This is a genomic window from Sphingosinicella sp. (assembly GCF_013911755.1).
Classification (GTDB): Bacteria; Pseudomonadota; Alphaproteobacteria; order Sphingomonadales; family Sphingomonadaceae; genus Sphingosinicella.
In genome coordinates, this window is sequence record NZ_JACESP010000003.1 from 51,826 (window position 1) to 76,336 (window position 24,511).

At 64.3% G+C, this 24,511-nt stretch carries 19 protein-coding genes and 1 tRNA gene; 14 read left to right on the top strand and 6 right to left on the bottom strand.

Annotated features, from left to right (window positions below; genetic code table 11):
• Positions 1–5: 5 nt before the first annotated feature.
• Complete coding sequence (locus tag H2052_RS03345) at positions 6–653, bottom strand: alpha/beta hydrolase (protein ID WP_293778069.1); 648 nt, start codon at positions 651–653, stop codon at positions 6–8.
• A 95-nt stretch (positions 654–748) separates the two neighbouring features.
• Between H2052_RS03345 and H2052_RS03350 the strand changes: the two genes are divergently transcribed.
• From H2052_RS03350 to H2052_RS03365, 4 genes are all read left to right on the top strand, one after another.
• A complete protein-coding gene (locus tag H2052_RS03350) occupies positions 749–1,807 on the top strand; it encodes a cysteine desulfurase family protein (protein WP_293778072.1) in 1,059 nt (352 codons plus the stop codon).
• Positions 1,804–2,931 (top strand): cysteine desulfurase family protein, encoded by a 1,128-nt coding sequence (locus H2052_RS03355; protein WP_293778074.1) that lies wholly within the window; start codon positions 1,804–1,806, stop codon positions 2,929–2,931. Before H2052_RS03350 ends, H2052_RS03355 begins: the two co-directional genes overlap by 4 nt.
• Entirely contained in the window at positions 2,928–3,263 is a 336-nt protein-coding gene (locus H2052_RS03360; protein ID WP_293778077.1) for a 2Fe-2S iron-sulfur cluster-binding protein, read from the top strand. Before H2052_RS03355 ends, H2052_RS03360 begins: the two co-directional genes overlap by 4 nt.
• A gap of 196 nt (positions 3,264–3,459) precedes the next feature.
• Positions 3,460–6,915 carry an indolepyruvate ferredoxin oxidoreductase family protein gene (locus tag H2052_RS03365; RefSeq protein WP_293778080.1) on the top strand — a complete coding sequence of 1,152 codons (3,456 nt, stop codon included), beginning with the start codon at positions 3,460–3,462 and terminating at the stop codon, positions 6,913–6,915.
• A 60-nt stretch (positions 6,916–6,975) separates the two neighbouring features.
• Here the strand turns inward: H2052_RS03365 and H2052_RS03370 are convergent, their stop codons facing one another.
• A complete protein-coding gene (locus H2052_RS03370; protein ID WP_293778082.1) occupies positions 6,976–7,308 on the bottom strand; it encodes a hypothetical protein in 333 nt (110 codons plus the stop codon).
• Between the two features lie 105 nt (positions 7,309–7,413).
• Here H2052_RS03370 and proC point away from each other — a divergent pair, with 105 nt between their 5' ends.
• Positions 7,414–8,217 carry a pyrroline-5-carboxylate reductase gene (gene proC / locus H2052_RS03375; protein ID WP_293778084.1) on the top strand — a complete coding sequence of 268 codons (804 nt, stop codon included), beginning with the start codon at positions 7,414–7,416 and terminating at the stop codon, positions 8,215–8,217.
• Here proC and H2052_RS03380 read toward each other — a convergent pair.
• Complete coding sequence (locus H2052_RS03380; RefSeq protein ID WP_293778087.1) at positions 8,214–8,708, bottom strand: MarR family transcriptional regulator; 495 nt, start codon at positions 8,706–8,708, stop codon at positions 8,214–8,216. The genes proC and H2052_RS03380 overlap by 4 nt on opposite strands.
• A 261-nt stretch (positions 8,709–8,969) precedes the next feature.
• Here H2052_RS03380 and H2052_RS03385 point away from each other — a divergent pair, with 261 nt between their 5' ends.
• From H2052_RS03385 to H2052_RS03395, 3 genes are all read left to right on the top strand, one after another.
• On the top strand, positions 8,970–9,179 hold the full coding sequence (locus H2052_RS03385; RefSeq protein ID WP_293778090.1) for a hypothetical protein: 210 nt from the start codon (positions 8,970–8,972) through the stop codon (positions 9,177–9,179).
• Between the two features lie 108 nt (positions 9,180–9,287).
• Positions 9,288–12,116, top strand: a complete 2,829-nt coding sequence (locus H2052_RS03390; protein WP_293778093.1) for an SLBB domain-containing protein — start codon at positions 9,288–9,290, stop codon at positions 12,114–12,116.
• A gap of 50 nt (positions 12,117–12,166) precedes the next feature.
• Positions 12,167–13,444 (top strand): nucleotide sugar dehydrogenase, encoded by a 1,278-nt coding sequence (locus H2052_RS03395; RefSeq protein ID WP_293778095.1) that lies wholly within the window; start codon positions 12,167–12,169, stop codon positions 13,442–13,444.
• On the opposite strand, the gene H2052_RS03400 is transcribed toward H2052_RS03395, so the two are convergent.
• The gene (locus tag H2052_RS03400; RefSeq protein ID WP_293778098.1) at positions 13,439–14,176 is read right to left on the bottom strand and encodes a YdcF family protein; all 738 of its coding nucleotides are present in this window, start codon (positions 14,174–14,176) and stop codon (positions 13,439–13,441) included. The genes H2052_RS03395 and H2052_RS03400 overlap by 6 nt on opposite strands.
• A gap of 5 nt (positions 14,177–14,181) precedes the next feature.
• Positions 14,182–15,180 (bottom strand): GDP-mannose 4,6-dehydratase, encoded by a 999-nt coding sequence (locus H2052_RS03405; protein WP_293778101.1) that lies wholly within the window; start codon positions 15,178–15,180, stop codon positions 14,182–14,184.
• A gap of 127 nt (positions 15,181–15,307) precedes the next feature.
• Here H2052_RS03405 and H2052_RS03410 point away from each other — a divergent pair, with 127 nt between their 5' ends.
• From H2052_RS03410 to H2052_RS03430, 5 genes are all read left to right on the top strand, one after another.
• Complete coding sequence (locus H2052_RS03410; RefSeq protein ID WP_293778103.1) at positions 15,308–16,360, top strand: MraY family glycosyltransferase; 1,053 nt, start codon at positions 15,308–15,310, stop codon at positions 16,358–16,360.
• Between the two features lie 89 nt (positions 16,361–16,449).
• Positions 16,450–16,524 (top strand) — tRNA-Gln (locus tag H2052_RS03415).
• 283 nt (positions 16,525–16,807) lie between these two features.
• Positions 16,808–18,961, top strand: coding sequence for a TonB-dependent receptor (locus H2052_RS03420; protein ID WP_293778106.1), 2,154 nt, complete (start codon positions 16,808–16,810; stop codon positions 18,959–18,961).
• A gap of 12 nt (positions 18,962–18,973) precedes the next feature.
• Positions 18,974–19,798, top strand: coding sequence for a DUF4440 domain-containing protein (locus tag H2052_RS03425; RefSeq protein WP_293778109.1), 825 nt, complete (start codon positions 18,974–18,976; stop codon positions 19,796–19,798).
• A 40-nt stretch (positions 19,799–19,838) separates the two neighbouring features.
• A complete protein-coding gene (locus H2052_RS03430) occupies positions 19,839–22,526 on the top strand; it encodes a LuxR C-terminal-related transcriptional regulator (protein ID WP_293778112.1) in 2,688 nt (895 codons plus the stop codon).
• Between the two features lie 38 nt (positions 22,527–22,564).
• Here the strand turns inward: H2052_RS03430 and H2052_RS03435 are convergent, their stop codons facing one another.
• On the bottom strand, positions 22,565–23,272 hold the full coding sequence (locus H2052_RS03435; protein ID WP_293778114.1) for a type 1 glutamine amidotransferase domain-containing protein: 708 nt from the start codon (positions 23,270–23,272) through the stop codon (positions 22,565–22,567).
• A 211-nt stretch (positions 23,273–23,483) separates the two neighbouring features.
• On the opposite strand from H2052_RS03435, the gene H2052_RS03440 reads away from it, so the two are divergent.
• On the top strand, positions 23,484–24,506 hold the full coding sequence (locus H2052_RS03440) for a Rieske (2Fe-2S) protein (protein WP_293778116.1): 1,023 nt from the start codon (positions 23,484–23,486) through the stop codon (positions 24,504–24,506).
• The last annotated feature ends 5 nt before the right edge of the window (positions 24,507–24,511 follow it).

Sequence of the window (24,511 nt, forward strand, 5' to 3'; positions counted from 1 at the left end):
CGACCTTAACGGTCGGTCGCGAGCCGCATGTCGAGGTACGTGTCGATCACGCTCATCAGGTCCGTCATCTCGTTCGCGAAAAAGTGGTTCGCGCCGGGAACGGTCTCGTAAGTGATCGTGATGTGCTTCTGCGTCTTCAACTTGTCGACGAGCTTCTGAACCGCGCCGTGCGCGACGACCTCGTCGGCGAGGCCCTGCACGATCAGGCCCGACGACGGGCATGGCGCGAGGAAGCCGAAGTCATACATGTTCGCGGGCGGCGCCACCGAGATAAAACCCTTGATCTCCGGGCGGCGCATCAGCAGCTGCATCCCGATCCACGCGCCGAAGCTGAACCCGCCCACCCAGGTAACGGGCGCTTCGGGGTTGAACTGCTGCAGCCAGTCGAGCGCGCTTGCCGCGTCCGACAGCTCGCCAACGCCCTGGTCAAATGTCCCCTGGCTGCGGCCGACGCCGCGGAAGTTGAAGCGCAGCGTCGCGAAGCCGCGCCGCACGAACGACTGGTACATCGCCTGCACGATGGCGTTGTTCATCGTGCCGCCGCCCTGCGGGTGCGGGTGGAGCAGAATGGCGACGGGCGAGCGCGGCTTGTTGCCGGGCTGATAGCGTCCCTCGAGCCGGCCTTCCGGTCCGGGGAAAATCACTTCGGGCATCGGTGGTCCTGATACTGTGCGCGGGAAAGCTCGTGCCTATATAGGAAAGACCCTTCCGGACTCAATGAATGAGTCGCGTTCAGCAAGGCAGTGAATTGAAGGCACGAATCTATCTCGACTGGAATGCGACCGCCCCGATGGCTGTTCCCGCCGTTGAGGCAATGGCGGAAGCCGCGCGCGCGTGGGCGAATCCGTCGTCCGTTCACGCCGAGGGACGCCGCGCGAAGGCGCTTCTGGAGGACTGCCGCGAACGCATCGCCGCAGCGCTCGGTGCCTTTCCGCAGCAGATCGTGTTTACCAGCGGCGGCACCGAGGCGCTCGCGCTCGCGCTGAACGGTGCCAAGGCAAACCGTCGCCTCGTCCTTGCGACCGAACACACCGCTGTCCTCGCCGCCGCGCCGGATGCCGTTATCGTCCCCGTCGATGCGAACGGCCTCGCGCAGCTTCCGACGCTGCAGGCCGGTGATCTTCTCGCCGTCAGCCACGCCAACAACGAAACCGGTGTCATCCAGCCGCTCGCGCAGATCGTCGAAACCGCGCACGCGGCCGGTGCCCGCGTTGTGTGCGACGCCGTGCAGACCGCCGGAAAACTTCCGCTCCCGCCCGCCGATTTTGTCGCCCTCTCCGCGCACAAGCTCGGCGGTCCGCCCGGTGTGGGCGCGCTCATCGTGCGCTGCGCCGACGATTTTGCCGCGATCCAGAAAGGTGGCGGGCAGGAGCGGGGACTTCGCGGCGGCACCGAGAATCTTGTCGGCATCGCCGGTTTCGCCGCCGCGCTCGAAGCGCGCCGCGCGGACACCGACTGGCCTGCCCGGGTTGGCGCTCTGCGCGATCGCATGGAGACCCGCCTCACCGCGCTCGGTGCGGAAGTCGTCGCCGCGTCCGCGCCCCGCCTGCCGACCACGAGCATGGTCCGCATGGCGGGCGTTCCCGCCGCCACGCAGCTCATCCGTTTCGACATGGCGGGCATCGCCGTTTCCAGCGGCTCGGCATGCTCCTCGGGCAAGGTGGGCGCCAGCCACGTGCTTGCCGCGATGGGGATCGGGTCTGCCGACGTGATCCGCGTCAGCCTAGGCTGGACAACGACTGAGGCCGAGATCGACGCCTTCTGCGCCGCATGGGAAACGCTCGCGGCGGCAAGGCAGGCGGCATGAACATCTACCTCGATTATCAAGCAACGACGCCCGCCGATCCCGCCGTCGTTGCGGCGATGGAGCCGTTCTGGACTGGTAAGTTCGGCAACCCGCACAGCAATCATCGATACGGTTGGGAGGCCGAGGCCGCTGTCGATGTCGCCCGTGCCCACATCTCACGTCTTCTCAACATCCAGCCAGAATCCGTTGTTTTTACAAGCGGTGCGACCGAAGCGAACAATCTTGCGTTGAAGGGCGTCATGGCCCGGGCCGGGCGTCGCCGCCTCGTCACCGTCGCCACCGAGCACAGCTGCGTCCTCGAATCCGCGCGCTACCTCGAAACGCGTGGCTTCGATCTCACCGTGCTCGGCGTGGGTCCGGACGGCCTCATCGATTTCGGAGCCCTTGAAGCCGCGCTCGGCCCCGACGTCGCACTCGTCTCCGTGATGGCGGTCAACAACGAGATCGGTGTCATCCAGCCGATTGCCGAGATCGCCGCCGCCGCGCATGCCGCCGGAGCCTTGTTCCACTGCGACGCCGCGCAGGGCTTCGGCAAGATCCCGCTTGATATGCCCGCGCTCGGCATCGACCTCATGAGCCTGTCGGCGCACAAGGTCTCCGGCCCCAAAGGTATCGGCGCGCTCGTTCTCCGTTCCGGCCTCGATCTCGAACCGCAGATGCACGGCGGCGGTCAGGAAGGTGGTGGCCTTCGCTCCGGCACGCTTGCCGCGCCGCTCGCGGTGGGTTTCGGCAAGGCCGCCGAGATCGCCGCCGCGCGCATGGGCGAGGATACCGCCCACGCCGAAGCGCTGTGGGATGCCTTCCTCGCCGCGCTGCACGTGCCGCACGCCATAAACGGCAGCACTGCGCACCGCTGGCACGGCAACATCAACCTGCGCTTCGAAGGGCTGGACGGCGACCGCCTGATTGCGGACCTCCGCCGCCTTTCCATCTCCTCGGGCGCTGCGTGCGCCAGCGCGAAGGGGCGCCACAGCCATGTTCTTGAAGCGCTGGGGCTCAGCCGTAAGCAGGCAAAGGCCAGTCTTCGCATCGGCTGGGGTCGTTTCAGCACGGACGAGGAGGTGCGTGCCGCTGCCGAGATGATCGGCGATGCCGTGTTGATGCAGCGAAGGACGGCGGCATGACGCTGGTGCGCTTCATATCGGCCGACGGGGCCCGCATCGTCGAGGTGGAGGCGAAGCCGGGCGAGCGTGTGCTGGAAATCGCGCAGCTTCACGATCAGCCGCTGGAAGGTGTCTGCGAAGGCCACATGGCCTGCTCGACCTGCCACGTCATCGTCGCGGAGCGGCACGCCGCGCTGCTGCCGCGTCCGAGCGTGGAGGAGGAGGACATGCTGGATTTCGCCTACGGCGTCACGCGCAACTCCCGGCTCGCCTGCCAACTGTACACAACCGAAGACCTGTCGGAGCTTGAGGTGAGGATGCCTGCCGGCGCGGTGAACATGCAAAGTCGCTAGATTCTGTCTTTCTTTCGGCGTTTGGAAAGGTTCGAAGAATAATTCTGCCAATCGATAAAAGATTGTAGGCAAAGTCTGCTCAAAATGTGGAGTTTGGCGCCTATATCGGCCAAAAATGTGACACCGAAACGTTGTAATAATCTTGCGTGAAAAAAGATAAGGCAGTATAACTGACCTATTGAGGGAGAATCGACACATGGCCACCAAGCCCGCCATCACGCTCAGCGACAAGTATCTGCTCGAAGACGGGCGGGTGTTCATGAGCGGCGTGCAGTCGCTGGTCCGTCTTCCCCTCATCCAGAAGGCGCGCGATCGCGCTGCCGGCGTCAACACGGCTGGCTTCATCTCCGGCTATCGCGGCTCCCCGCTCGGTACCTACGATCAGGAACTGTGGCGCGCGAAAAAGCTTCTCGAAGCACAGGACGTCCGCTTCGTCCCCGGCGTCAATGAGGAGCTTGGTGCCACCGCCGTCTGGGGCACGCAGCACGTCGGGCTCAATCCGCACCGCAAGTTCGATGGCGTGTTCGGCATCTGGTATGGCAAGGGTCCCGGACTCGACCGCGCCATGGACGTTCTTAAGCACGCGAACGCGGCCGGCACCTCGCAGCACGGCGGCGTCCTCGCCATCGTCGGCGACGATCATGGCGCCAAGTCCTCCACGCTTCCGCACCAGTCGGACCACAACTTCCTCGCCGCCTTCGTGCCATTCCTCTACCCGGCGAGCGTCGACGAATATGTCGAATACGGTCTGCTCGGCATCGCCATGTCGCGCTTCGCCAGCACGTGGGTCGGCTTCAAGGCGACCGCCGACACCGTCGAAACCTCAGCGACGATCGACCTCGCGAAGGAACACCGCCGCATCATCGTGCCCGGCGACTTCGAAATGCCCGAAGGCGGGCTTGGCATCCGCGAGGGCGATATCTGGCGCGAGGAAGACACGCGCCTGCAGCGCTACAAGGGCTTCGCCGCAATGGCCTTCGCCAAGGCGAACGGCATCGATCGCACGGTGTGGGATACGCCGCGGCCCCGTTTCGGCATCATCACCACCGGCAAAGCCTATGCCGATACGATGGAGGCGCTCGACGCGCTCGGCATCGACGCTTCGGTCGCGCGTGACATCGGCCTTCGCATCTACAAGGTCGGTATGCCCTGGCCGCTGGAGCCGGACGGCATCCGCCAGTTCTGTGAGGGCCTTGAGGAAATCCTCATCATCGAGGAAAAGCGCGAATTCATCGAGCATCAGGTCCGCTGGCAGCTCTACAACTGGCGCGAGGACGTGCGCCCGCGCATCGTCGGCAAGCAGGACGAGAGCGGCGAATGGCTGCTCAGCCCCGATAACGAGCTGACCCCCGGCATGATCGCGCACGTGATCGCCAGCCGCATCCAGAAATATCACGATACGGACCGCATCCGCGCCAGCCTCGCCTTCTTCGAAGAGCGCGCGAGAACGTCGGAGAGCTATGCGCCGCCGATCAAGCGCGCGCCCTATTTCTGCTCGGGCTGCCCGCACAACACGTCGACGAAGGTGCCGGAAGGCAGCCGCGCGATGGCCGGCATTGGCTGTCACATCATGTCGATGTGGATGGACCGCGAAACGGGCAACTTCACGCAGATGGGCGGGGAGGGCGTGCCGTGGATCGGCGAGGCGCCGTTCGTGGACGAACCGCACATCTTCGCGAACCTCGGCGACGGCACCTATTTCCATTCCGGCAGCCTCGCCGTGCGCCAGTCGATCGCGGCGGGAGTCAATATCACCTACAAGATCCTCTACAACGACGCCGTTGCCATGACCGGCGGCCAGCAGCACGATGGCGATATCTCGGTCGGCCAGATCGCCGCGCAGATGCTTGCCGAAGGCGCGAAGAAGGTCGTCGTCCTTACGGAGGACATGTCGCGCTACGAGGGCGAGACCGTCTCCGGCGTGCCGGTAAAGGATCGTGACTATCTGCCCGCGATCCAGAACGAGTTCCGCGAGACCAAGGGCCCCACGGTCATAATCTACGACCAGACTTGCGCTGCGGAAAAGCGCCGTCGCCGCAAGAAGGGCAAGTTCCCCGATCCCGATCGCCGCGTGTTTATCAACACCGCCGTCTGCGAAGGTTGCGGCGATTGCTCGGTACAGTCGAACTGCGTGTCGGTGGAGCCCGTCGATACCGAATTCGGCCGCAAGCGCCGCATCAATCAGTCGAGCTGCAACAAGGATTTCTCCTGCCTCAAGGGCTTCTGCCCCAGCTTCGTCACCGTTGAAGGCGCGCAGATCAAAAAGGCGAAATCGGCAGATGTCGACCTGTCGGACGTGCCGCAGCCGGTGCTGAACGCGCCTGGCCATGGCTACAACATCTTCGTCACGGGCATCGGGGGCACCGGCGTGCTCACCATCTCAGCGCTGCTCGGAATGGCCGCGCACTTGGAAGGCAAGGCATCGACCACCGCGGACATGGCCGGCCTCGCGCAGAAGGGCGGGGCGGTCTACAGCCACGTCCGCCTCGCCGATCGAAACGACCAGCTCCTCAGCCCGCGCATCATCGCGGGTTCGGCGGACCTCGTGCTCGCCTTCGATGCCGTTGTGGCTGCGGACAAGGCTGCGCAGAACCTGATGCTGCCGAACCGCACGGCGGTGGTCGCGAACGCGAACATCTCGCCGGTCAGCGACTTCGTGCGCGACCGCGATCTCGATTTCCAGCACGCCGCCATCGAGCGCGCGATCCGCAAGGCCGCGAACCCGAACGCCACCACCTTCGTGAAGGCGGACGAAATCGCCACCGCGCTGCTCGGCGACGCCATCGGCACCAACATGCTGATGCTCGGCTATGCGTGGCAGCAGGGGCTTGTTCCGCTCGCACTCGCCAGCATTGATGCCGCCATTGATCTCAATGCCGTTGCCGTACCCTTCAACAAGCGTGCTTTTGCGCTCGGGCGGTTGCTCGCGCACCGGCCGGATAAGGTGATGGCGATGGTCGAGGACGCGAAGGGCCCGGCGCCCGAGCCGCTTTCCGAAACGCTGGACGATCTGATCGCCCGCCGCGTGAAAGACCTCACCGCCTACCAGAATGCGGCCTACGCTGATCGCTATGCTGCCCGGATCGCCGCCGTGCGCGCCGCCGAACAGGCTGCGAACCCGGGCTCGGAGTGCCTGACCCAGGCCGCGGCCCGGTCGCTCTACAAGCTGATGGCTTACAAGGATGAGTACGAGGTCGGCCGTCTTTATACCGATGGCCGTTTCGCCGCGGCGATCGGGCAGCAGTTCGGCGGCGACTACAAGATGAAGGTGCAGCTTTCCCCGCCGCTGTTCGCGCGGCCGGATCCGCGTACTGGGCGGCCGAAGAAGTATGAATTCGGCGCGTGGATCATACCGATGTTCAAGGTGCTGGCGAAGCTCAAGGGCCTGCGTGGAACGCCGTTCGACATCTTCGGCTATTCGCAGGAACGCAGGGGCGAGCGCGCGGCGATTCCCGCGTTCGAGGCCGATCTCGATCGCCTGATCGCCGGTCTCCGCGCAGACAACGTCGCGCTCGCCACGTCGATCGCATCGCTGCCGCTCGATGTGCGCGGCTATGGGCCGGTCAAGGAAGACGCGGCGAAGAAGGTTGCGGCGCGCGCCGCCGCACTATGGGCGAAATGGCCGGGCGAGGCGCTTCGGCAGGCGGCCTGAACAAAAAAAGGCCCAGTGCGTCAATGCGCACCAGGCTTTTTCTTGAGGTGAGACCGCAGTTTATTGATCGGCAGCGTCGCGAACGGTATCGGCGTTGTCTTCCATGGCATCGGCCTTGGCTTCACCCTGCTCGCGCACGGCTTCAGCCTGATTCTCCATCGACTGTTCGGTAGTCGAATCGACCCCGTCCAGCGTCGGGTCCATGGTATCGGCGGTGTCTTCCATCTGATCGGCCTGTGCATCCGCGCTGTCGCGCATCGTGTCGGCCTGATCTTCGATGGCGTCGGCGCGGTCTTCCGCCTTCTCCTCTGTCGGGCTGTTGCAGGCGGCTAGTCCGCTGAAAGCCGTCAGTGCCGCAGCCGCGGTGGCGATTCGAAAAACCCTGGATTGCATAGCGATCTCCTTATGCTCGGTCCCCCCATAACAACGCGCTGCCCCGTTGGTTCCGAAAGTCGCGATTGCGGTCGTGGTCCGGCCCGGTTATGGAGCGCATCGACTATGCAGAACGAGAACAAAATTCGAACGCTGTGGTTGATCGGCTGCGGCAACATGGGGAGCGCGCTGCTGGCGCGTTGGATCGGTGCTGCCGAAACGATCGTGGTCGTTGATCCGGGTTCGCCGCAGTTGCCGGAGGGTGTCGAGCATCTTTCCGCCTTGCCTGTGGGGGTGCTGCCGCGCCCCGATATGGTGGTGCTGGCCGTGAAGCCGCAGATCGCGCCGGCCGCACTTGCGGGGCTTCCGGCGCTTGTCGGGCCCGAAACGGTCGTCGTCTCCATCATGGCCGGCACGATGCTCGCCGATCTTGCCGCTTTCACGGGCGAAGCCGTGCCCGTCCGCGCCATGCCCAACACGCCGGCATCCGTCGGCAAAGGGGTGACTGCGCTTTACGCCAATGGGCTTTCCGACGAAGCGCGCGTCGCGGTCGACGCACTCTTCGAACGCACCGGCGCGGTCGTCTGGCTTGAAGCGGAAAACCAGTTCGACGCGGTCACTGCCGTCTCCGGCTCCGGCCCGGCCTACGTCTTCCGTTTCATCGAAGCCCTTGCCGCCGCCGGCGAGGCCGCGGGTCTCCCTTCTGAACTCGCCGAGAAGCTCGCCCGCGCAACAGTCGTGGGCGCAGCCGCTCTTGCCGAAGCTGATCCGCGCAGCCCGCGTGATCTCCGCGCCGCGGTCACTTCGCCGGGTGGCACGACGCAAGCTGGCCTTGAGGCGCTCGATGCTGATCCCGGCCTCCCGGCACTGGTCCGCGCCGCCGTCCGCGCCGCTGCAGGCCGCTCGAAGGAACTTGCGGAAGGGCGTTAATCGTCCTGCTGCAGCTCGGCTACCGCTTCGCGCAGATCAGGCGGCAGTAGCCCGCGTAGAACCGCCCAGAAGCCGCCCACCGCTTGCTGCCCGGCTTCTGCGTAGGCCTCTGCCATGCGCCTGCGAAGAAGATCGAAGAGTTCATGCTCGAACGCCTTGCCCGCATCAGTCAGAAAAAGCCGGCGCTGTCTTCGGTCCCGCTCGCCGACCTTTTGCTCAACAAGTCCGCCATCCTGAAGATCCGTCAGCACCCGCCCAAGCGATTGCTTGGTGATGTCAAGCAGCCGCAACAGCCCCGAAACAGTCAGCCCCGGCTGGCGCGCCACGAAATACAGCGCGCGGTGATGCGCGCGGCCATAGGGCGTACCGGCGAGCTTGTCGTCAGCGCGCTTGATCAAGCTGGAATAGCCGAAATACAGAAGCTCGATGCCGCGGCGAACCTCGGCCTCGCGAAGAAACAGCGGTGACGGCGGCAAAAAAGAGTCAGCCATATTGACGCATCTTGCATGGATCGCGTCTCGGGAGAAGGTGGGAAAACTCAGTACGCACCTGTCATGATCGTGGTGCAAACAACCGGGGGCGTGTGAGCTGAGTCACACTTCAGCCTTAAAACTGAACCTCCAGCCGGAATGATTGTTTAACGACTTGATTTCGTAATACTTGCGCTTTAGTTGGGCCTCGGTTGGGGAATGCAATTCGATAGATAGAGAGAGACCGGGATTATATCTCGGCCCCAAGCGCAGGCATATGGTATGAAATTGCGTGTTCAGGCTCTGACGGCACTCGTTATTTCTGCCGCCTTCATCATCACGCCATCTCCGGTCTCGCAAGGTCAGGCGAGCAGTGCTTCTCAGCGCTATCACGCAGACAAGGGCCTTTATAGTATGGCTCGTGATGAAGTGGACTTGGAGCGCGTCGATGACGAGGCGCTGAAAGCCGTCGAAACCCTTCTTTTGGATTGAGCCGATCCGCGCTAGCGTCTGTCTCGATATGGGACCGGGGCGAGTTGACGGGCATTTCTCGCCTATCTATCAGGCATGATAATCACTTTGATCGGGAGAGGGCTGGGCATGGCAATCGTGCGCGCGGCGTCGAGTGCAATACATGCTTGGGCGGTGGGAGCGGTGCGGCGATCTTTGCCCGCGGCCCTGCTCCTCGGGCTCGCGTTTCCCGCCGCGGCACAGGTTGATCCGCGTGTTATCGAACAGCTGCAGGGGCGGCTGCAGGGCACGCAGGATGCTGGCGCGCAGGTCGATCAGGCGCGCGAACAGAGCGGCCGCATCACATTGCCGTCGAACACGGACCAGACGAGCGAAGAGCGCGAACTCCGCCGCCAGCAATCGCGGATTCAGCTGAATTCCCTCTACCTGCCTTCGCCGGTCGAGCGGCAGTATCGGGAGCGGCTTGGGGACCCGTCGCTTCGGCAGTTCGGCTACGATCTTTTCCGCGTTTCCGAGGGCGGCTCCGGTCCTGTCACCGGCGAGGTATCCGATGGTTACGTGCTGGGGCCGGGCGACGAGTTGGTTGTCACGTTTCAGGGCGCCACCAATGCAAGTCAAAGCGCACGCGTGGCCCGCGATGGCCGGCTGATCGTCGGCAGCCTGCCGCCCATCCGCGCTGCGGGCAGGACGCTGGGTTCGGTGCGCACGTCGCTCTCCGAAGCGACGCGTCAGAACTTGCTCGGCACCGACGTGTTCGTGTCGCTGGGGGGCGTGCGATCAGCGACCGTGCTTATAGGCGGCGAGGTCGAGCGACCCGGCCAGTATCAGGTCACGGCAATGTCAGATGTGGCGAACGCGATCGCGCTCGCGGGCGGCATCCGCAAGGCAGGCAGCCTTCGCAACATCCGTCTCGTCCGGGGCGGCGTGACACGCAGCGTCGATCTCTATGGCCTTCTTGGGATCGGCACTGCATCGCGCATCCGCGTGCAGGACGGCGACCGCATCGTGGTGCCGGTGGTCGGCAACACGGTTGCCGTTACGGGTTCCGTTGCGCGGCCGGGGATTTACGAGCTTCGTGGGTCGGCGAGCGTCAGCGATGTCCTCGCTTATGCTGGCGGCGCACTTTACCCCCGTGGATACCAGATTTCGATCAGTCGCATCGGAGAGGATGGGCGCGAGGTTTTCGTGCGTCCGCAGGGAACGGCCGCCGCGATCTGGTCGGGTGACGGCGTGCAGGTGCAGTCGGGGAGCGCCGGTGCGGCGTTCGACCGGGTCGTGCTGGCAGGCCATGTGCGCAATCCCGGTCCGCGCGCACTTGCCGCCGTTCCGACGCTTGGAGATTTGATCGGGCGGCCCGAGGATTTGCAGCTTGGGACCTACATGCCGATGGCCATCATCGTGCGCCGGAATCCGCTCACGGGTATGCGCAGCTACGAGGCTGCGGACCTTCGTGCGGCGCTCGATCGAAGTCGGCCGGTCGCCCTTCGCGGGGATGATCGGGTTTATGTGTTCAGCGCCGACGACATCGCCTTCCTGAATTCCAGCGCCACACGCCAGATCATTCTGGGCCAGGAAAACCCGAAACCGCAATGCTTCGCGCTGGAAAAGCTCGAGAGTCTTGTAGCGGATACGCAGTCGCCCCGTTTCAACGTGATTACGCGCGGCACGATCACTGTGGAACGCGAAGGGCGCGACGTTGCCGCGAGCGCCGGACGCGCGCTCACGGGTGCCGGCGCGAGCGGGTCTAATGAATCTCTGGAGGTCGTCCGTACCCAGCCCATGCAGGGGTATGAGAGGGCAGACCGCACGGCGCGTGACGAGAACGATCCAAACCAGCGAAACGATCGATACGAAAGCAACGGTCGGAACCAAGGCATTGAGGCGGATTACGACAAGCTCTCGCGCAGGAACCAGGAGTGCCCGCCGATTTTCGAGGAGGTGCCCGAGCTCTTGCCCGTCCTGATCGAGCACAGTGTCAGCGTTGGCGGGGCCGTTCGTCGGCCAGGCGCCTATCCCGTGGCGGAGTCCATCTCCGCCGATGCGCTCGTCTCCGCTTCCGACGGCGTTATGGCAAACGTGCGCGATCCAATGCTGGATATCACGCCGGCGAGCGGGCCGTTCACGCGCTATGAAATGGTACGGGGCCAGGAGGAACGGCTTGCCAACGTTCTCGTAAGCGCCGGCGACGATATTCGCGTGACAGCGAACAATTCGGCTTACGAAGCCGGCGCGGTGTTGCTGACCGGCGAGTTCAACAGCCCTGGTCTTTACACGATCCGAAAGGGCGAGCGGCTTTCCGAGTTGATGGCCCGCGCCGGCGGTCTCACCGATCAGGCCTATCCCTACGGCGGTGTCTTTACGCGCAGGAGCGTTCGCGAACAGCAGCAAGTGGGCTTTCAGCGTACCGCGCGGGAGCTCAACACATCGCTCCTTGCGCTGGCAGCGCAGGAGAACGTGAACGGGCAATCGATCATCGCTGCGGGCGATCTGATCAAGACCCTGTCGGAGACGGAGGCCGTCGGGCGCATGGTCGTCGAGGCCGATCCGCGCGTGCTTGCCCAGCGCCCGGACCTCGACCCCATTCTCGATGGCGGCGATACGCTGCATATCCCGAAGAAACCGACCTATGTGCTTGCTCTCGGCGACGTCTCCAATCCGGGTGCGGTTCAGTTTCAGCCCGGGAAGTCCGTTTCGGACTATGTCGCCGAAGCCGGCGGAACGCAGTCCACAGCCGATGATGGCCGTGTTTTCCTCGTCTTGCCGAATGGCAGCGCGCAGCCGGTCCGGTCCAGCTTCTGGCGGCGGTCCAACGTCGTCGTGCCGCCGGGCAGCACGATCATCGTGCCGAAAAACCTGCAGCCGCTGCGGACTCTCGGCATCGTTCGCGATGTTGCAACCATTTTCGGGCAATTGGCGACAGCCGTCGCCTCCGTCGCGATTCTGGCGGACCGGAACTAACCAGCTGCAGCGGGCGCGTTGCCCGCCGCCGAACCTGTGGGAAAGAATGCATGAGCCTTGATGCTGCAACGAAGGTGGTCGTCGTCGGCCTCGGCTATGTCGGTTTGCCGCTCGCAGTGGCGCTGGCGCGCCACTTCGACACGACGGGTGTCGATATTAACGCCGCCCGCATCGCCGCGCTGAAACAGGGGCATGACGCGACACGCGAGATCGACGGCGACACGCTGAAGGCCAGCAGCCTCAAATATGCCTCCGATATGTCATCCTGCGCGGATGCTGCCTTCATCATCGTGACGGTCCCGACGCCGGTCGATGGCGCCAACCAGCCCGATCTTGGCCCCGTCGAGGGCGCGACGCGCGCGCTTGCGGCGGCGATCGACACCACGTCAAAGCCCGTAATCGTCTACGAAAGCACAGTCTATCCCGGCGTCACCGAAGAGATTTGTGGCCCGCTCATCGAGAAGGTGTCGGGCCTCAAGCAGGGCAAGGATTTCTTCCTCGGCTACTCGCCGGAACGCATCAACCCGGGCGACCGCGAACACACGGTCGACAAGATCATCAAGGTGGTTTCGGGTGAGAGCCCCGAGGTGCTCGACAAGGTGGCGGCGCTCTACAACAAGGTCACGACCGGCGGCGTGTTCCGTGCCGCCTCGATCAAGGCGGCTGAGGCGGCAAAGGTCATTGAAAACGCGCAGCGCGACATCAACATCGCCTTCGTCAACGAGATTACGCAAATCTTCCAGAAGATCGATCTTTCGGTTTATGACGTGCTCGATGCGGCCGGCACCAAGTGGAACTTCCTGCCCTTCCGTCCCGGCCTCGTCGGTGGTCACTGCATCGGTGTCGATCCCTATTACCTCAGCTACAAGGCGCAGCAGCTTGGTCAGCTTCCGCGGGTCATTCTCGCGGGCCGCTCGATCAACGACAGCATGGGTGCCTATGTTGCGGATCAGGTTCATGATCGGCTGCGCAAGGCCGGCGACATTCTCGTGATGGGGCTCACCTTCAAGGAAGACGTTCCCGATCTTCGCAATTCCAAGGTTGTCGATGTCATCGAACGTCTGAAGTGGCTCGGCCACAACGTCACGGTGCACGATCCGCTCGCGGACCCTGCGGAAGCCGTGCACGAATATCACCTGTCGCTTGATCCCGATGCGCTCTCGCGCCGCTACCATGCGGTGGTGCTCGCGGTTCCGCACGCCGAGTATCTGACGATGGACGCTGCTGCGATCGGCGGTCTTGTGAAGGACGGCGGCCTTGTCGCCGACATCAAAGGCGCGTTGCGCGGCAAGGCCTTGCCCGCCGGCGTCGCCCGTTGGCAGCTATAGGCGGCCGCTCAGCCGATACCAGGCGATGCCCACATATTCGTGCAGTGCAAGGTCTACGCGCTCGACATTCTCGATGAACGCGGGCGAGAATTGAAGGTCGCTTGTCTGGCGGTCCACGGCGTAGGCAACTGCATCGACGCCCACGGCTTTCATGCAGGCCATCGCACGCGGCATATGGAAGCCTGATGTGACGAGCAGTACGCGCTGGTCGGGAAGGGCTGCTGCAATCCCGCGCGCATTGGCGCAGGTGTCGAGTGTTCCCGCGATCTTGCCGATGCGCCCCTGTGGCAGACCCGCCCGGCGCCAGTAGTCGGCCGTCCAGTCGACATCGCTGCTGCCGTCGTGGGTTACACCGCCGACGATCCAGATCTTCGCTTGCGGATAGGACTGCGCGAGCGCGAGCGCCTCGCTCACTCTTTCGCCGTGCGAGCCGACTTCCAGCGAGCCCGTCAGCGCCGAGGCGCGCAGCTTTTCCGCGCCGGCGAGCACCGCCACGGCGTCGATCCGGTCGGGAAGAACGGCTGGACGCGGATACGCGGTTTCCAGCCGGCTCATCAGCCAGTTCCCCGTCGGCAGAATGGCGAACAGGATGGTCCAGAGTGCCAGAAGCGTGACCGTGATGCGCGCAGACCGCAACGCGCCGCCAAGCAGAAAGATCGCGGTGAGCAGTGTCAGCCAGACAAACCAAGCTGCGGGGCCGAAAAGCGCCCAAAGCAGGTAGTTCAGCGACACGCCCGTCAGACGCCGTGATACGTACGGAACCAGTCGACGAAGCGGGGTATACCCTCCTCGATCGAGGTCGTCGGATGGAAGCCGAGATCGCGCTCGATCGCGGAAATGTCGGCGAACGTGTCCTTCACGTCGCCCGGCTGCATCGGCTCGAACTGCTTGATCGCGTTCTTGCCGACAGCCTTTTCGAGCACCGCGATCATATGCATCAGCTCTTCGGAGCGGTGGTTGCCGATGTTGTAGACGCGGTGCGGGTTCACCGACCCGCCGGCCTTCACACTGCCGTCGTCGGGCGGCGGATTGTCGAGGCACGCGACGATGCCCGAGACGATGTCGTCGACGTACGTGAAATCGCGGCGCATGTCGCCGCTGTTGAACACCTTGATCGGCTCGCCCTTCAGGATGGCGTCGGTGAACAGCCACATCGCCATGTCCGGCCGGCCCCACGGTCCGTAAACCGTGAAGAAGCGCAGGCCCGTTTGTGGCAGACGGTAGAGATGGCTGTACGTCTCGCTCATCAGCTCATCGGCCTTTTTCGTTGCGGCATAGAGCGAGATCGGCTGGTCGACGCGGTCCTCCACAGAGAACGGCAGCTTCTCGTTCTTGCCGTAAACCGATGATGACGAGGCGTAGACAAGGTGCTCGACACTGTCCGAATGGCGCGCATATTCCATCAGGTTGAGGTGCCCGACGAGGTTCGAATGCACGTAGGCGTGCGGGTTCGTCAGCGAGTATCGGACGCCCGCCTGCGCACCGAGATGGGCGATCCGTTCGACACGGTGCGGCGCAAGCGCGGCTTTCAACCCTTCGAAGTCCGCGAAGTCCTGCTCGACGAAGGTGAAGCCGTTGTGCCGCCGCGCCAGCTCGGCGATGCGGTCGCGCTTCAGCGTCGTGCTGTAATAGTCGTTGACATTGTCGATCCCGATGACCCGCTCGCCGCGCGAAAGCAGCCGTTCCGAAAGGTGATAGCCGATGAAACCTGCGGCTCCGGTCACGAGAAAAGTCATTAATTCATCCTGCGTAAAGGCGAGCCGTTGCACTTCGGGGCTGCATTGAGGGGAGTTAGCGTAGCGCTGGCCAGGCCGCAACGGTAAGGTCGGCGGACGCTGATGAAAAAGGGGTCGGTGCACGGCGATGACTGCGATGACTCTGAATATGCTTTGCGCTGCCTTGGGCGTCGTGATCGCGCTTTTCGTGGGGCAGAATGCGAGCCGTATCGGCGGCCTGCTGGGGCTCCTCGACTATCCCGATCCGTTTGGCGGCCGCAAGCGCCACGCCCGCGTCACACCGCTCGTTGGGGGCCTTGCCGTGGTGCTGGCGTTCGAAGCCTCGGCGCTGCTGCTCTATCACCTTCTCGCTAGGGATTCCGCGCTGCTCGACTGGCAGATTCTATGTTTCGGCTTCGCGGTTGGAGCGATGGCGCTCGTCGGCCTCGCGGACGATCGCATGGGCCTGTCTCCCGTCGTCAGATTGGCGCTGACATCGTTCGTTCTCGTCCTGACGATCCTTGAAGTGCCCGACCTTCGCGTGGATTTCCTGCGCTTCGCCGGGGTCGACCAGCTCATCCTGCTGCCCGCGTGGGCGTCGGTGCTGTTCACGCTCGTCTGCCTCATCGGGCTTCTGAACGCGGTCAACATGGCGGACGGCAAGAACGGCATCGTGCTCACGCTGTCGTTGATTTGGACGGCGGTGCTCTTCGCCCGCAATCCACAGCCCTTCGATCCGCTGCTGTTCGGCATCGCCGGCAGCCTCGTCGTCATGCTCTGGTTCAACATGAAGGGCGCGCTTTTCCTTGGGGATGGCGGCAGCTACGGTATTTCGGCGATTTTCGGACTGCTCGCCATCTATGCCTACAACCACAGCTTCGCGACCTTTGATGCGGGGCAGGTGGCGCTGCTGTTTCTGGTTCCCGTGCTTGATACGGTCCGGCTGATGGCGTGGCGTATTGCACAGGGCCGTAGTCCGTTCTCAGGCGATCGCAACCATCTGCATCACTATCTGCACGCGCGTTGGGGGTGGCCGGTGGGTCTCGCCATCTACGCGGCGTTGGCGGCGCTGCCGAATTTCCTCGGCGTGCTATTTCCGGCCTACAGCCTTGCGCTCCTTGGCCTCGGCGCTGTCATGTATGTGGCGACGCTCTTCGTGTCGACACGCGGCGGCACGGTTCGCAGCGGCGTCAGCGCCTGAAACAAAGCCTCGCGCACCTCTTTCCAAAGCCGAAGCAGCGGCTATAAGAGCGGCCGCACACACGGCATCGGCCGTTTCAAGCGGCGCATTGGGGCGTAGCCAAGCGGTAAGGCAGCGGTTTTTGGTACCGCCATGCGGAGGTTCGAATCCTCCCGCCCCAGCCAAGCGTTTTCAAGCACTTTCGCTAAAGCCGCCCAAGCGATTCCGCGGAAGGGTTCGCGGCACGGATGAACGGGTTTGGGCGGCGATGGTCTCGTGCTCTGCCCACTTTCATCACCTCTCTCCTGCTCCTATCCGTCCGGATAGGCGGGAACCCGTATGATTTGTTCCCAAAAGATAGGATGAGCCTCGCCCCGCCCTCGGGTTAGAACCAAGGTCGCCGAACAGAGGACGCAGAACAGTCCAAGCGATCGGGAGCATCGCCGGCGGATGCGGAGGGGAAGTGGGATGCGGAGCCAATCTAGCCTGAACTATACGTGCGCCTGCCTTTTGGCTGGCGTTTCGACCATCGTCGCCGTGCCGGCGTGGGCGCAGGAAGCAAGCAGCGAAACCGCTGCGCATAGCGGAGAGGTCGAACAGATCGTCGTCACGGCGCGCAAGCGTGAGGAGCGCGTACAGGACGTACCGGATTCGATCAGCGTCTTTACCGCCGCAGCGCTCGAAGCGACGCGCGTCGACAATGTGAAGGACGTGGCGCTTCGCGTGCCCAACCTCTCCATCGTCGAGGCGCAGCAGCCGGGTGTCGCGCTGCTCACGATCCGCGGTGTCGGCCAGGCGCGCAACGGCGAGCCGCCGATCGCGGTCGTTGTCGATGGCGTGCAGCTCAGCAACGCTTACCAAATCACGCAGGACCTGTTCGATATCGAGCGCATCGAGGTTCTGAAGGGGCCGCAGGGCGCGGTTTACGGCCGCAACGCCATCGGCGGCGCGATCAACATCACCACCAAGCAGCCGACGAACGATTTCGAAGGCTTCATCCAGGGCAGCTACGGCACGGGGCAGGACTGGCGCCTTTCCGCCGCGATCAGCGGCCCGATTGTTCCCGATAAATTGCTGTTCCGCCTGGCCGGGTCGCTGCGCGATTTCGATGGCGACATCGAAAGCGTCAACGCGCCGCGTTCCAAGGAAGCGAACTGGGCGAAGGACAAGAACATCCGCGGCAGCCTGCTGTTCACGCCGTCGGATGTCGTCTCGGTCGATCTGCGCTATTCGCGGCTCGAAACCGAAGCGGGCGCGGCGTGGTACGCTTCCGTGCCGCCCGGCGGCGACATTAACGAGCCGCGTCCTTACATCGGCGACTATCCCTCGTGGGCGGAGCGGATACTGAACGATGCCTCCGCGAAGGTGGATATCGATCTCGGTGCTGCAACGCTTACGTCGGTCACGGCCTATTCGAAGGTCTCGTCGTACATCGACGAGGAACTCGATCTCAGCCCGCTTGACGGCATCATCGGGCAGCAGACGCTGAAGACACACAATTTCAGTCAGGAGCTGCGGCTCGCCTCCACGGGCAACACGCGCTTCAAGTGGCTCGCTGGCCTCTACTATCTGAAAACGCGCCAGAAACTCGATACGGAAATTTTCCTCGGCGCGGACTTTCTGCCGCTGTTCGGCCTGCCGCCGGAACTTGCGCCGCTCCTGTTCGCGCAGAGCCGTTCGACCGATCACAACAAGGCATACGCGGCGTTCGGGCAGGTCTCCTACCGCTTCGATATGGGCCTCGAGCTCACCGGCGCGCTGCGCTACGACGTGGACGACAGGAATCAGATCGATCGTGCCGCACCGGGGCTGCCGGAATATGATCGGACGTTCAAATCCCTGCAGCCGAAGGTTTCGGCGACATGGTTCTGGAACGACGATTCGATGGTCTACGCGACCATCGCCAAGGGTTTCCGCAGCGGCGGCTTCAATCCGCTCGATATCATCACGCGCTCCTACGACAAGGAAGAGAACTGGAACTACGAGGTTGGGCTGAAGGCGAGCGCGTTCGATCGCAGGCTGACCCTCACCAGCGCCGTTTTCTACACGCGCATCAAGGATCGTCAGGTCTACACGCTCGACGTCAACAACTCGGCGCAGACGCTCACGAACCCGATTCCGAAGTCGGAAGTCTACGGCTTCGAGGCGGAGGTGATCGCGCGACCGGTGCCCGGCTTCGATCTGTCGGCCTCCATCGGCTACACGGATTCGAAGATCATCAGCTACGACACGTCGGTCTTCGCGGGTCTTCCCTCGGCGGGTGATTACACCGGCAACAAGCTGCCGCAGATGGCGAAGCTCTCTTATGCCTTGGGCGCGCAGTACGAGCACGAGTTCGGCGACGACATGTCGATCACCCCGCGCGTGGAGCTGAACGGCTCCAGCGGCGCTTATTACTGGGAAGTCGACAACACCGACAAGCGCAGCGGCGTCAGTCTCGTGAACGCGCGTCTCACGCTGCGCAAGGGCGGCCTGTCGCTCGCGGGCTTCGTCGAGAACCTGTTCGACGAGGACTATATCATCGAGTTCGTGCCCGTCGAATGGAGCGGCGCGAGCGCGGGCGATCTGTCGGCGGCGGCCCCGGGGCGCCGCTGGGGTGTGCAGGCGAAGCTGCGCTTTTAGGGGAGTTTCGATATGGGCAAGGCACAGGTCGTCCGCCGGTTCAACGTACCGGCGGAAACGCTCTGGAGCTATCTGTCGTGGCGCGGCATGGAAAAGCTCGCGGGCGGCGGTTTCTTCAAGCGCGTCGTGTTCGAAGGCGAGGGCGCGGAGGTTGGCGCCACCAAGTGGATCCATCTGCCCGAAGGCCCGCCCATCCGCGAGCGCCTCGAATGGCTCGACGCGGCCGGCTACGCCTACGGCTACCGCGTCGTCGACAGCGGCCCGCTGCCGATCACCGATTATGTCGGGGAGCTCCGCGTCACGCCGTGCGGTCCGGCGGCCTGCGACGTGGTGATCCGCAACAGCTTCGTCGCCGTCACCACCGACGACGGCTGGGCCAAAGAGTGGGAGACCATCGAGAACAGCCTGCTCGACGAGATCGAAGCCTTCGTCGGCGGCGCGCCTGCGCCCGCTCCGGAAGACGTCGCGGCGGCGATCCGCGCGGCGAGCGACCGTTTCGAGGCGGACTTCAGGAGCGGCGATCCCGAACGCCTCGTTGCGAACTACTATGTCGAAGACCCGCGCATCGCTGTGCCCGACACGCCGCTGCAAAAGGGCCGTGAGGCTGCGATCGCGGTTTTCCGCGGCCTGATGGATGGCTTCTCGGCGTGCGACCTCCGGCAGGTGGAGGTCAGCCACGGTGGCGGCGACATCGCGTTCGAGCTTGGCGAATCCACCGTGCATCCGAAGGCGGCCGGCGAGGCCCCGACGCGCGTGCGCTACACCATTCTCTGGCGCCGCACCGCCAAGGGCTGGCGTGTGGATACGGACTTCTTCGCGTGGGGCGCGCTTTCGTGATAGGCTCCCGGGTTTGATGTGAAGGGGCTGGGAGGGAGCGATGCCGGTCGATCACAGCCTTGAAACCGATACGGCCGCGCTGCCGCACCGCTTCGGCCCCGTGCGCGGCGACGTGCCGCTTGTCCGGCGTCAGCTTTTGCTCCGCGAGTTGACCGAAGCGAGCCTGCTGCGCCAGCTCACCATCGTTCGCGGCCCCGCAGGCTCCGGCAAGACCGTGCTGCTTACGCAGTGGGCCGACCTGCTGCGTGAGATGGAGCGCCCGGCGGCGTGGCTCACGCTCGATGTGTCGGACCGCGCGCCCGCGCTGCTCATCGCCGGGATCGCCGAAGCGCTGTCCCATGCGGGCTACGACGATCTTGCCGAGGCTTTCGCCGAGACCGCGTCCGCCTTCTCTCCGCAAGCGCCGGAGGTCGCGGCGCGCCGGCTTGCGGCCGCCGTCAATCGCGCCGCGCGTAAGCCCATCCTGATCCTCGACGGCTGCGAGGCGATCGACGCGCCCGAAGCCTTTGCGTTCCTCGCGAGCCTGCTCCTCCATTCGCCCGCGCTGCGCTTGGTGCTGTCGTCGCGCCGACGTCCGCAGCTGCCGCTCGGCGCACTCCGCGCGCGGAACCAGTTGCTTGAGATCGGCCCCGGCGATCTTGCGTTCACGCCTGCGGAAATCCACGCGCTGCTCTCGAACCAGGTCCCCGAGCTTTACACGCGCCGCCTCCATGCCAGCACGAGCGGGTCGGCGGTCGCGGTCGCCTTCGCGCGGCGTTCGCTCGATCACACGCCGCGCCCCGGGCATGATTGCGGCACGTGGCAGGATTGGCTCGGCGATTATTTCCGCGACGAAGTGCTGAGCACGCTCGATCCCGATCTTCGCGCCGCGATGAGCCGCCTCGTCGTTGTCGAACGCTTCGACCTTTCGCTTGCCGAGGCACTGGTCGGGAACGTGGCGCTGTCGCTCGTCGAGAAGCTCTATCACGACGAAGGCCTGCTGCTTCGCGATCTTTACACGCAGGAATTCCATTTCCCCGAAATGCTGCGCCGGTTCCTTGATGATCGGCTCGCGCTCATGGACGCGAAGGAGCGCGCGGCGCTCCACGCCCGCGCCGCGGAATGGTTCGCGGATCGGGGCCTGTTTCAGGAAGCGCTTCGCCACGCGATCGAGGCGGGCGAACGCGAGCGGGCGCTCGCGCTCATCGAGCAGGTCGGCGCGACCACCGTCGTCACGCGGCAGGGCATTGCGGCGGCGCGGCTGATGCTCGATTCGATCGGCATCGCCGCCGATCCGCGCTGTCCGAGCGCACAGCTTTCACTGGCCGTCGTCAGCGCCCACGAAGGCCGCATCGTCGACGCGGTTGAGCGCCTCCAGTCGGTGCGGCTCCAGCTCGAAAACGCGGAGACCGGAATCGATACCGCGCTGATCGAACGCCAATTCCTGATCGCCGAAGGCTTCGTCAACGGCTTCCTCGATCAGCGTGCCAGCGCAGAGGATGAAGCCGCGCTCGAACGCTACATCGTGGAAGCCTCACCAAGCGATCATCATGGCCGCGCGCAGGTCCATATCCTCCGCTCGTGGAACAGCTACTGCGGCGGCGACCTCGTCAAGGCGGAGCGCGCGGCCGTGGAAGCCGCGATCGATTACGCGGGCACAGAGAGCGTTTTCGGCGCGCTGTTCATGCATGTACACCGGATGCTCGCGCAGTTCTGGCGCAACGATCTCGAAGGCGCGCTCGCCGAATCCGCGCTCGGCGAGAAGATGGTGCGGCTGTTCTTCCCGGAAGACCAGCGGCTGCGCGTGCTCACGGAGATGCTGCGCACCAGCATCCAGTTCGAACTCGGCAAGCCGGATCTCCACGCCAATCCGCTCGATCTCGCCGCCATGGTCGGCGCGGTGGAGGCGTGGGTGGAGGTGCAGCTCTGGGCGCATCGCTATGCCGCGCGCGCCGCTGCTGCGGCGAACAGGCTCGATGAAGCGCGCGCGATTCTCGCGAACGGGGTCGAGGTGAGCGAACGGCTGCAGACCCCGCGACTTGCATGGAACATGGGTCTCACCGGCGCGCTCATCGAGGCGCGCAGCGGCGCTGTGGACAAGGCATGGCGAGATGTGGAGGCGCTCGGCCTTCCGGGTGGCGCCTTCCTCAGCGGAGCAGGCGTTCCCCTCACATGGCAGGAGCGTATCGGCGGCCTGCTCGCGCTCGCCGAGCTTCAAACCTCGGCGCGCAGTCTCGACGAGGCCGCGCATTGGCTCCGCGTCGCCGAGGAGGAGGTCGGGCGTACCTCGGCGCTACGCTTTGCGACCGAGATCGATATCGCCTGGGCGCGTATCCACCATGCCGAGGCGAAGCCCGCGCTCGTCCGCGCGAAGCTGCAGGCGGCGTGCGGGCACTGCCAGGGGCTGCTACCCGCGCGGCTGTTCGTGGAGGCAGGCGCGGCCCTTCAGCCCTATCTTGCCGAGCTGCCGGGCTGGTCGACGCCCGATCCGCAGCGCGGTGACATTCCGCTCGCGGGCACTGACCCGGCGCTGGCGTCCAGCGATCCGCTTACGGCGCGCGAGCGGCAGATTCTGCATTTCATGGGGGAGGGGCACCCGAACAAGGTCACCGCCCATCGTCTCGGTCTCAGCGAGGCGACGATCAAGTTTCATCTGCGCAATATCTACAGGAAACTGAGCGCACAGAACCGCACGCAGGCGCTGGCGCGCTACCGCGCACTCGTCGGCGCCACACCCGTCGGGGGATAGCAACGCAATCGGGGGCGGCAGCGCCGCCCCCGATCGGTTCAGGCCGCGGCAGCCGCGGCCTTCCGTTCGAGATGATCGATAATCTGCTTCGCCAGCGGTTCGGCGGAGGCCGGGTTCTGACCCGTGAAGAAGGGCGCGTCGCACACGACATGCGCGCCGAAGGGCTGCGCCGCCGAATAGATCGCGCGCAGCTTGCGCAGCATGTCTTCGGGAAGCACGGGCACGATCTTGTCGACACCCATCATCACGTCTTCGGCGTTGCTGATCGAGGTGAGCTTGCGGTTCTTCACCAGTGGCTCGCCGTTCGGGTCGACCGTCTGCACCAGTCCGATCACGCCGTGGCAGATGCCAGCGACGACATCGCCGCGCGCGAACAGCGTTTCGGCGAGGCGCTTGATCACGGGGTTGTGCGGGAAGTCCCACGTCGTCGCTGTACCGCCGACGAGGAAGATGCCGTCCAGTCCCTCGTCGCGGATGCTTTCGAGCGGCTGTGTGCCGTTCAACTTCGCCGACGCTGTTGCATCGGCAAGGAAACGCCGTCCGTTGTCGCTGATCCACGCGTCTTCAAGGCTCATCGGATCGATCGGTGCCTTGCCGCCTTTCGGCGAGGCGATTGCGACGTCGAATCCAGCATCCACGAACTGCCAATAGGGCGTCGCCAGCTCTTCAAGCCAACTGCCGCTGGCGTTGCCGCTCGATCCGAGCTCGCCGTGCGAGGTGACGATAAACAGGATTTTCTTGGCCATGTCGGGCTCCGCTTGCTCGCTTATTGGAATGGGGAGACCATAAGCGGCACAAGGACAAGCACACACACGTCCGATCGGCGAGCCTTGCCCGTCCGTTAGGATAGGGCCGCGCACCGCCGCATTGGCCGTACGTGGGGCTATGCGCTACTGTCTGCTTGACCGATGTTGCAGCCTCATATTCCATTCCAGTGGACCAGGAGGGAGGTCTCGCGTGTCGCTTGATGATGTCAGTAAGCCGCGCCGTCTCGATCAGCCGGTAAAGCGGCCTTTGAGCCAGCCCGTACCGTTCGAAGGTGAAGACGGGCTCTTCACCCAGTCGTGGTATCCGATCTGCCTGTCGAGTGCGGCGACCTCGTCGTTCGTGCGCGGCTTCGATTTCCTCGACGGGCGCGTCATCGTGTTCCGCGACAAGGAAGGTAAGGCGCACGTGATGAGCGCCTATTGTCCGCATCTCGGCGCGGATCTCTCGGTCGGCGACATGGTGGACGGGCAGGTGCGCTGCGTGTTCCACCATTGGCGTTACGGTCCGGACGGTCGCTGCTCGGGAATGCCGAGCAACGATCCGATTCCGCCGACCGCACGCCTGTTCGAATTCCCCACATGCGAGAAATACGGCCTCGTCTGGGCCTACAACGGCACCGACCCGCATTATCAGCTACCCGATTTCCCGTATCCGGACGACGAGCTGGTTTACAAGATCAAGACGTTCGGCGAGGAAATTCCTGCCGATCCTTGGATTCTCTGCGCCAATACGCCGGACATGCAGCACATCCGCTACCTGCACGGCATCGTCATCAACGGCGACAATCCCCATGATGGCGTCGAATGGACCGACCATTCGATGTACTACGAGTTCGAGGGCACGCACGTCACCGGTGATCCGGTCAAACACCGCATCGGCATCGTCGGCACGAGCATGTATTTCCAGAGCACCGATTTCGCAGGGCGCTGGTTCGGCTTCGTGTCGCCGTTCAGCCTCAACCGGCCCGGCCGCTCCACCGTCTTCATCGTCGTCTGCGCGCGCAAGGACATGGGCACGCCCGAGGAGATCGACAAATATCTCGAATTTGTGGCGGAGCTGGAAACGCGTGTCGTTCTGGATGATCTTGTCAACATGCAGACGATTCATTTCAAGCCCGGCACGCTGACGCGCAGCGACACGACGCTCGGGCGTTTCTTCAACTACATGCGCGATTTTCCGCGGGCGCACCCGTCGGCCGAGTTCATCCGCTGATCGGC

Bases quoted from the DNA above. Each gene is read 5' to 3' on its own strand.
- H2052_RS03435 (WP_293778114.1), bottom strand. From the start codon at position 23,272: ATGGCCAAGAAAATCCTGTTTATCGTCACCTCGCACGGCGAGCTCGGA.
- H2052_RS03410 (WP_293778103.1), top strand. From the start codon at position 15,308: ATGACTGCGATGACTCTGAATATGCTTTGCGCTGCCTTGGGCGTCGTG.
- H2052_RS03430 (WP_293778112.1), top strand. From the start codon at position 19,839: ATGCCGGTCGATCACAGCCTTGAAACCGATACGGCCGCGCTGCCGCAC.
- H2052_RS03365 (WP_293778080.1), top strand. From the start codon at position 3,460: ATGGCCACCAAGCCCGCCATCACGCTCAGCGACAAGTATCTGCTCGAA.
- H2052_RS03345 (WP_293778069.1), bottom strand. From the start codon at position 653: ATGCCCGAAGTGATTTTCCCCGGACCGGAAGGCCGGCTCGAGGGACGC.
- proC (WP_293778084.1), top strand. From the start codon at position 7,414: ATGCAGAACGAGAACAAAATTCGAACGCTGTGGTTGATCGGCTGCGGC.
- H2052_RS03420 (WP_293778106.1), top strand. From the start codon at position 16,808: ATGCGGAGCCAATCTAGCCTGAACTATACGTGCGCCTGCCTTTTGGCT.
- H2052_RS03355 (WP_293778074.1), top strand. From the start codon at position 1,804: ATGAACATCTACCTCGATTATCAAGCAACGACGCCCGCCGATCCCGCC.
- H2052_RS03385 (WP_293778090.1), top strand. From the start codon at position 8,970: ATGAAATTGCGTGTTCAGGCTCTGACGGCACTCGTTATTTCTGCCGCC.
- H2052_RS03395 (WP_293778095.1), top strand. From the start codon at position 12,167: ATGAGCCTTGATGCTGCAACGAAGGTGGTCGTCGTCGGCCTCGGCTAT.
- H2052_RS03380 (WP_293778087.1), bottom strand. From the start codon at position 8,708: ATGGCTGACTCTTTTTTGCCGCCGTCACCGCTGTTTCTTCGCGAGGCC.
- H2052_RS03360 (WP_293778077.1), top strand. From the start codon at position 2,928: ATGACGCTGGTGCGCTTCATATCGGCCGACGGGGCCCGCATCGTCGAG.
- H2052_RS03425 (WP_293778109.1), top strand. From the start codon at position 18,974: ATGGGCAAGGCACAGGTCGTCCGCCGGTTCAACGTACCGGCGGAAACG.
- H2052_RS03405 (WP_293778101.1), bottom strand. From the start codon at position 15,180: ATGACTTTTCTCGTGACCGGAGCCGCAGGTTTCATCGGCTATCACCTT.
- H2052_RS03370 (WP_293778082.1), bottom strand. From the start codon at position 7,308: ATGCAATCCAGGGTTTTTCGAATCGCCACCGCGGCTGCGGCACTGACG.
- H2052_RS03390 (WP_293778093.1), top strand. From the start codon at position 9,288: ATGGCAATCGTGCGCGCGGCGTCGAGTGCAATACATGCTTGGGCGGTG.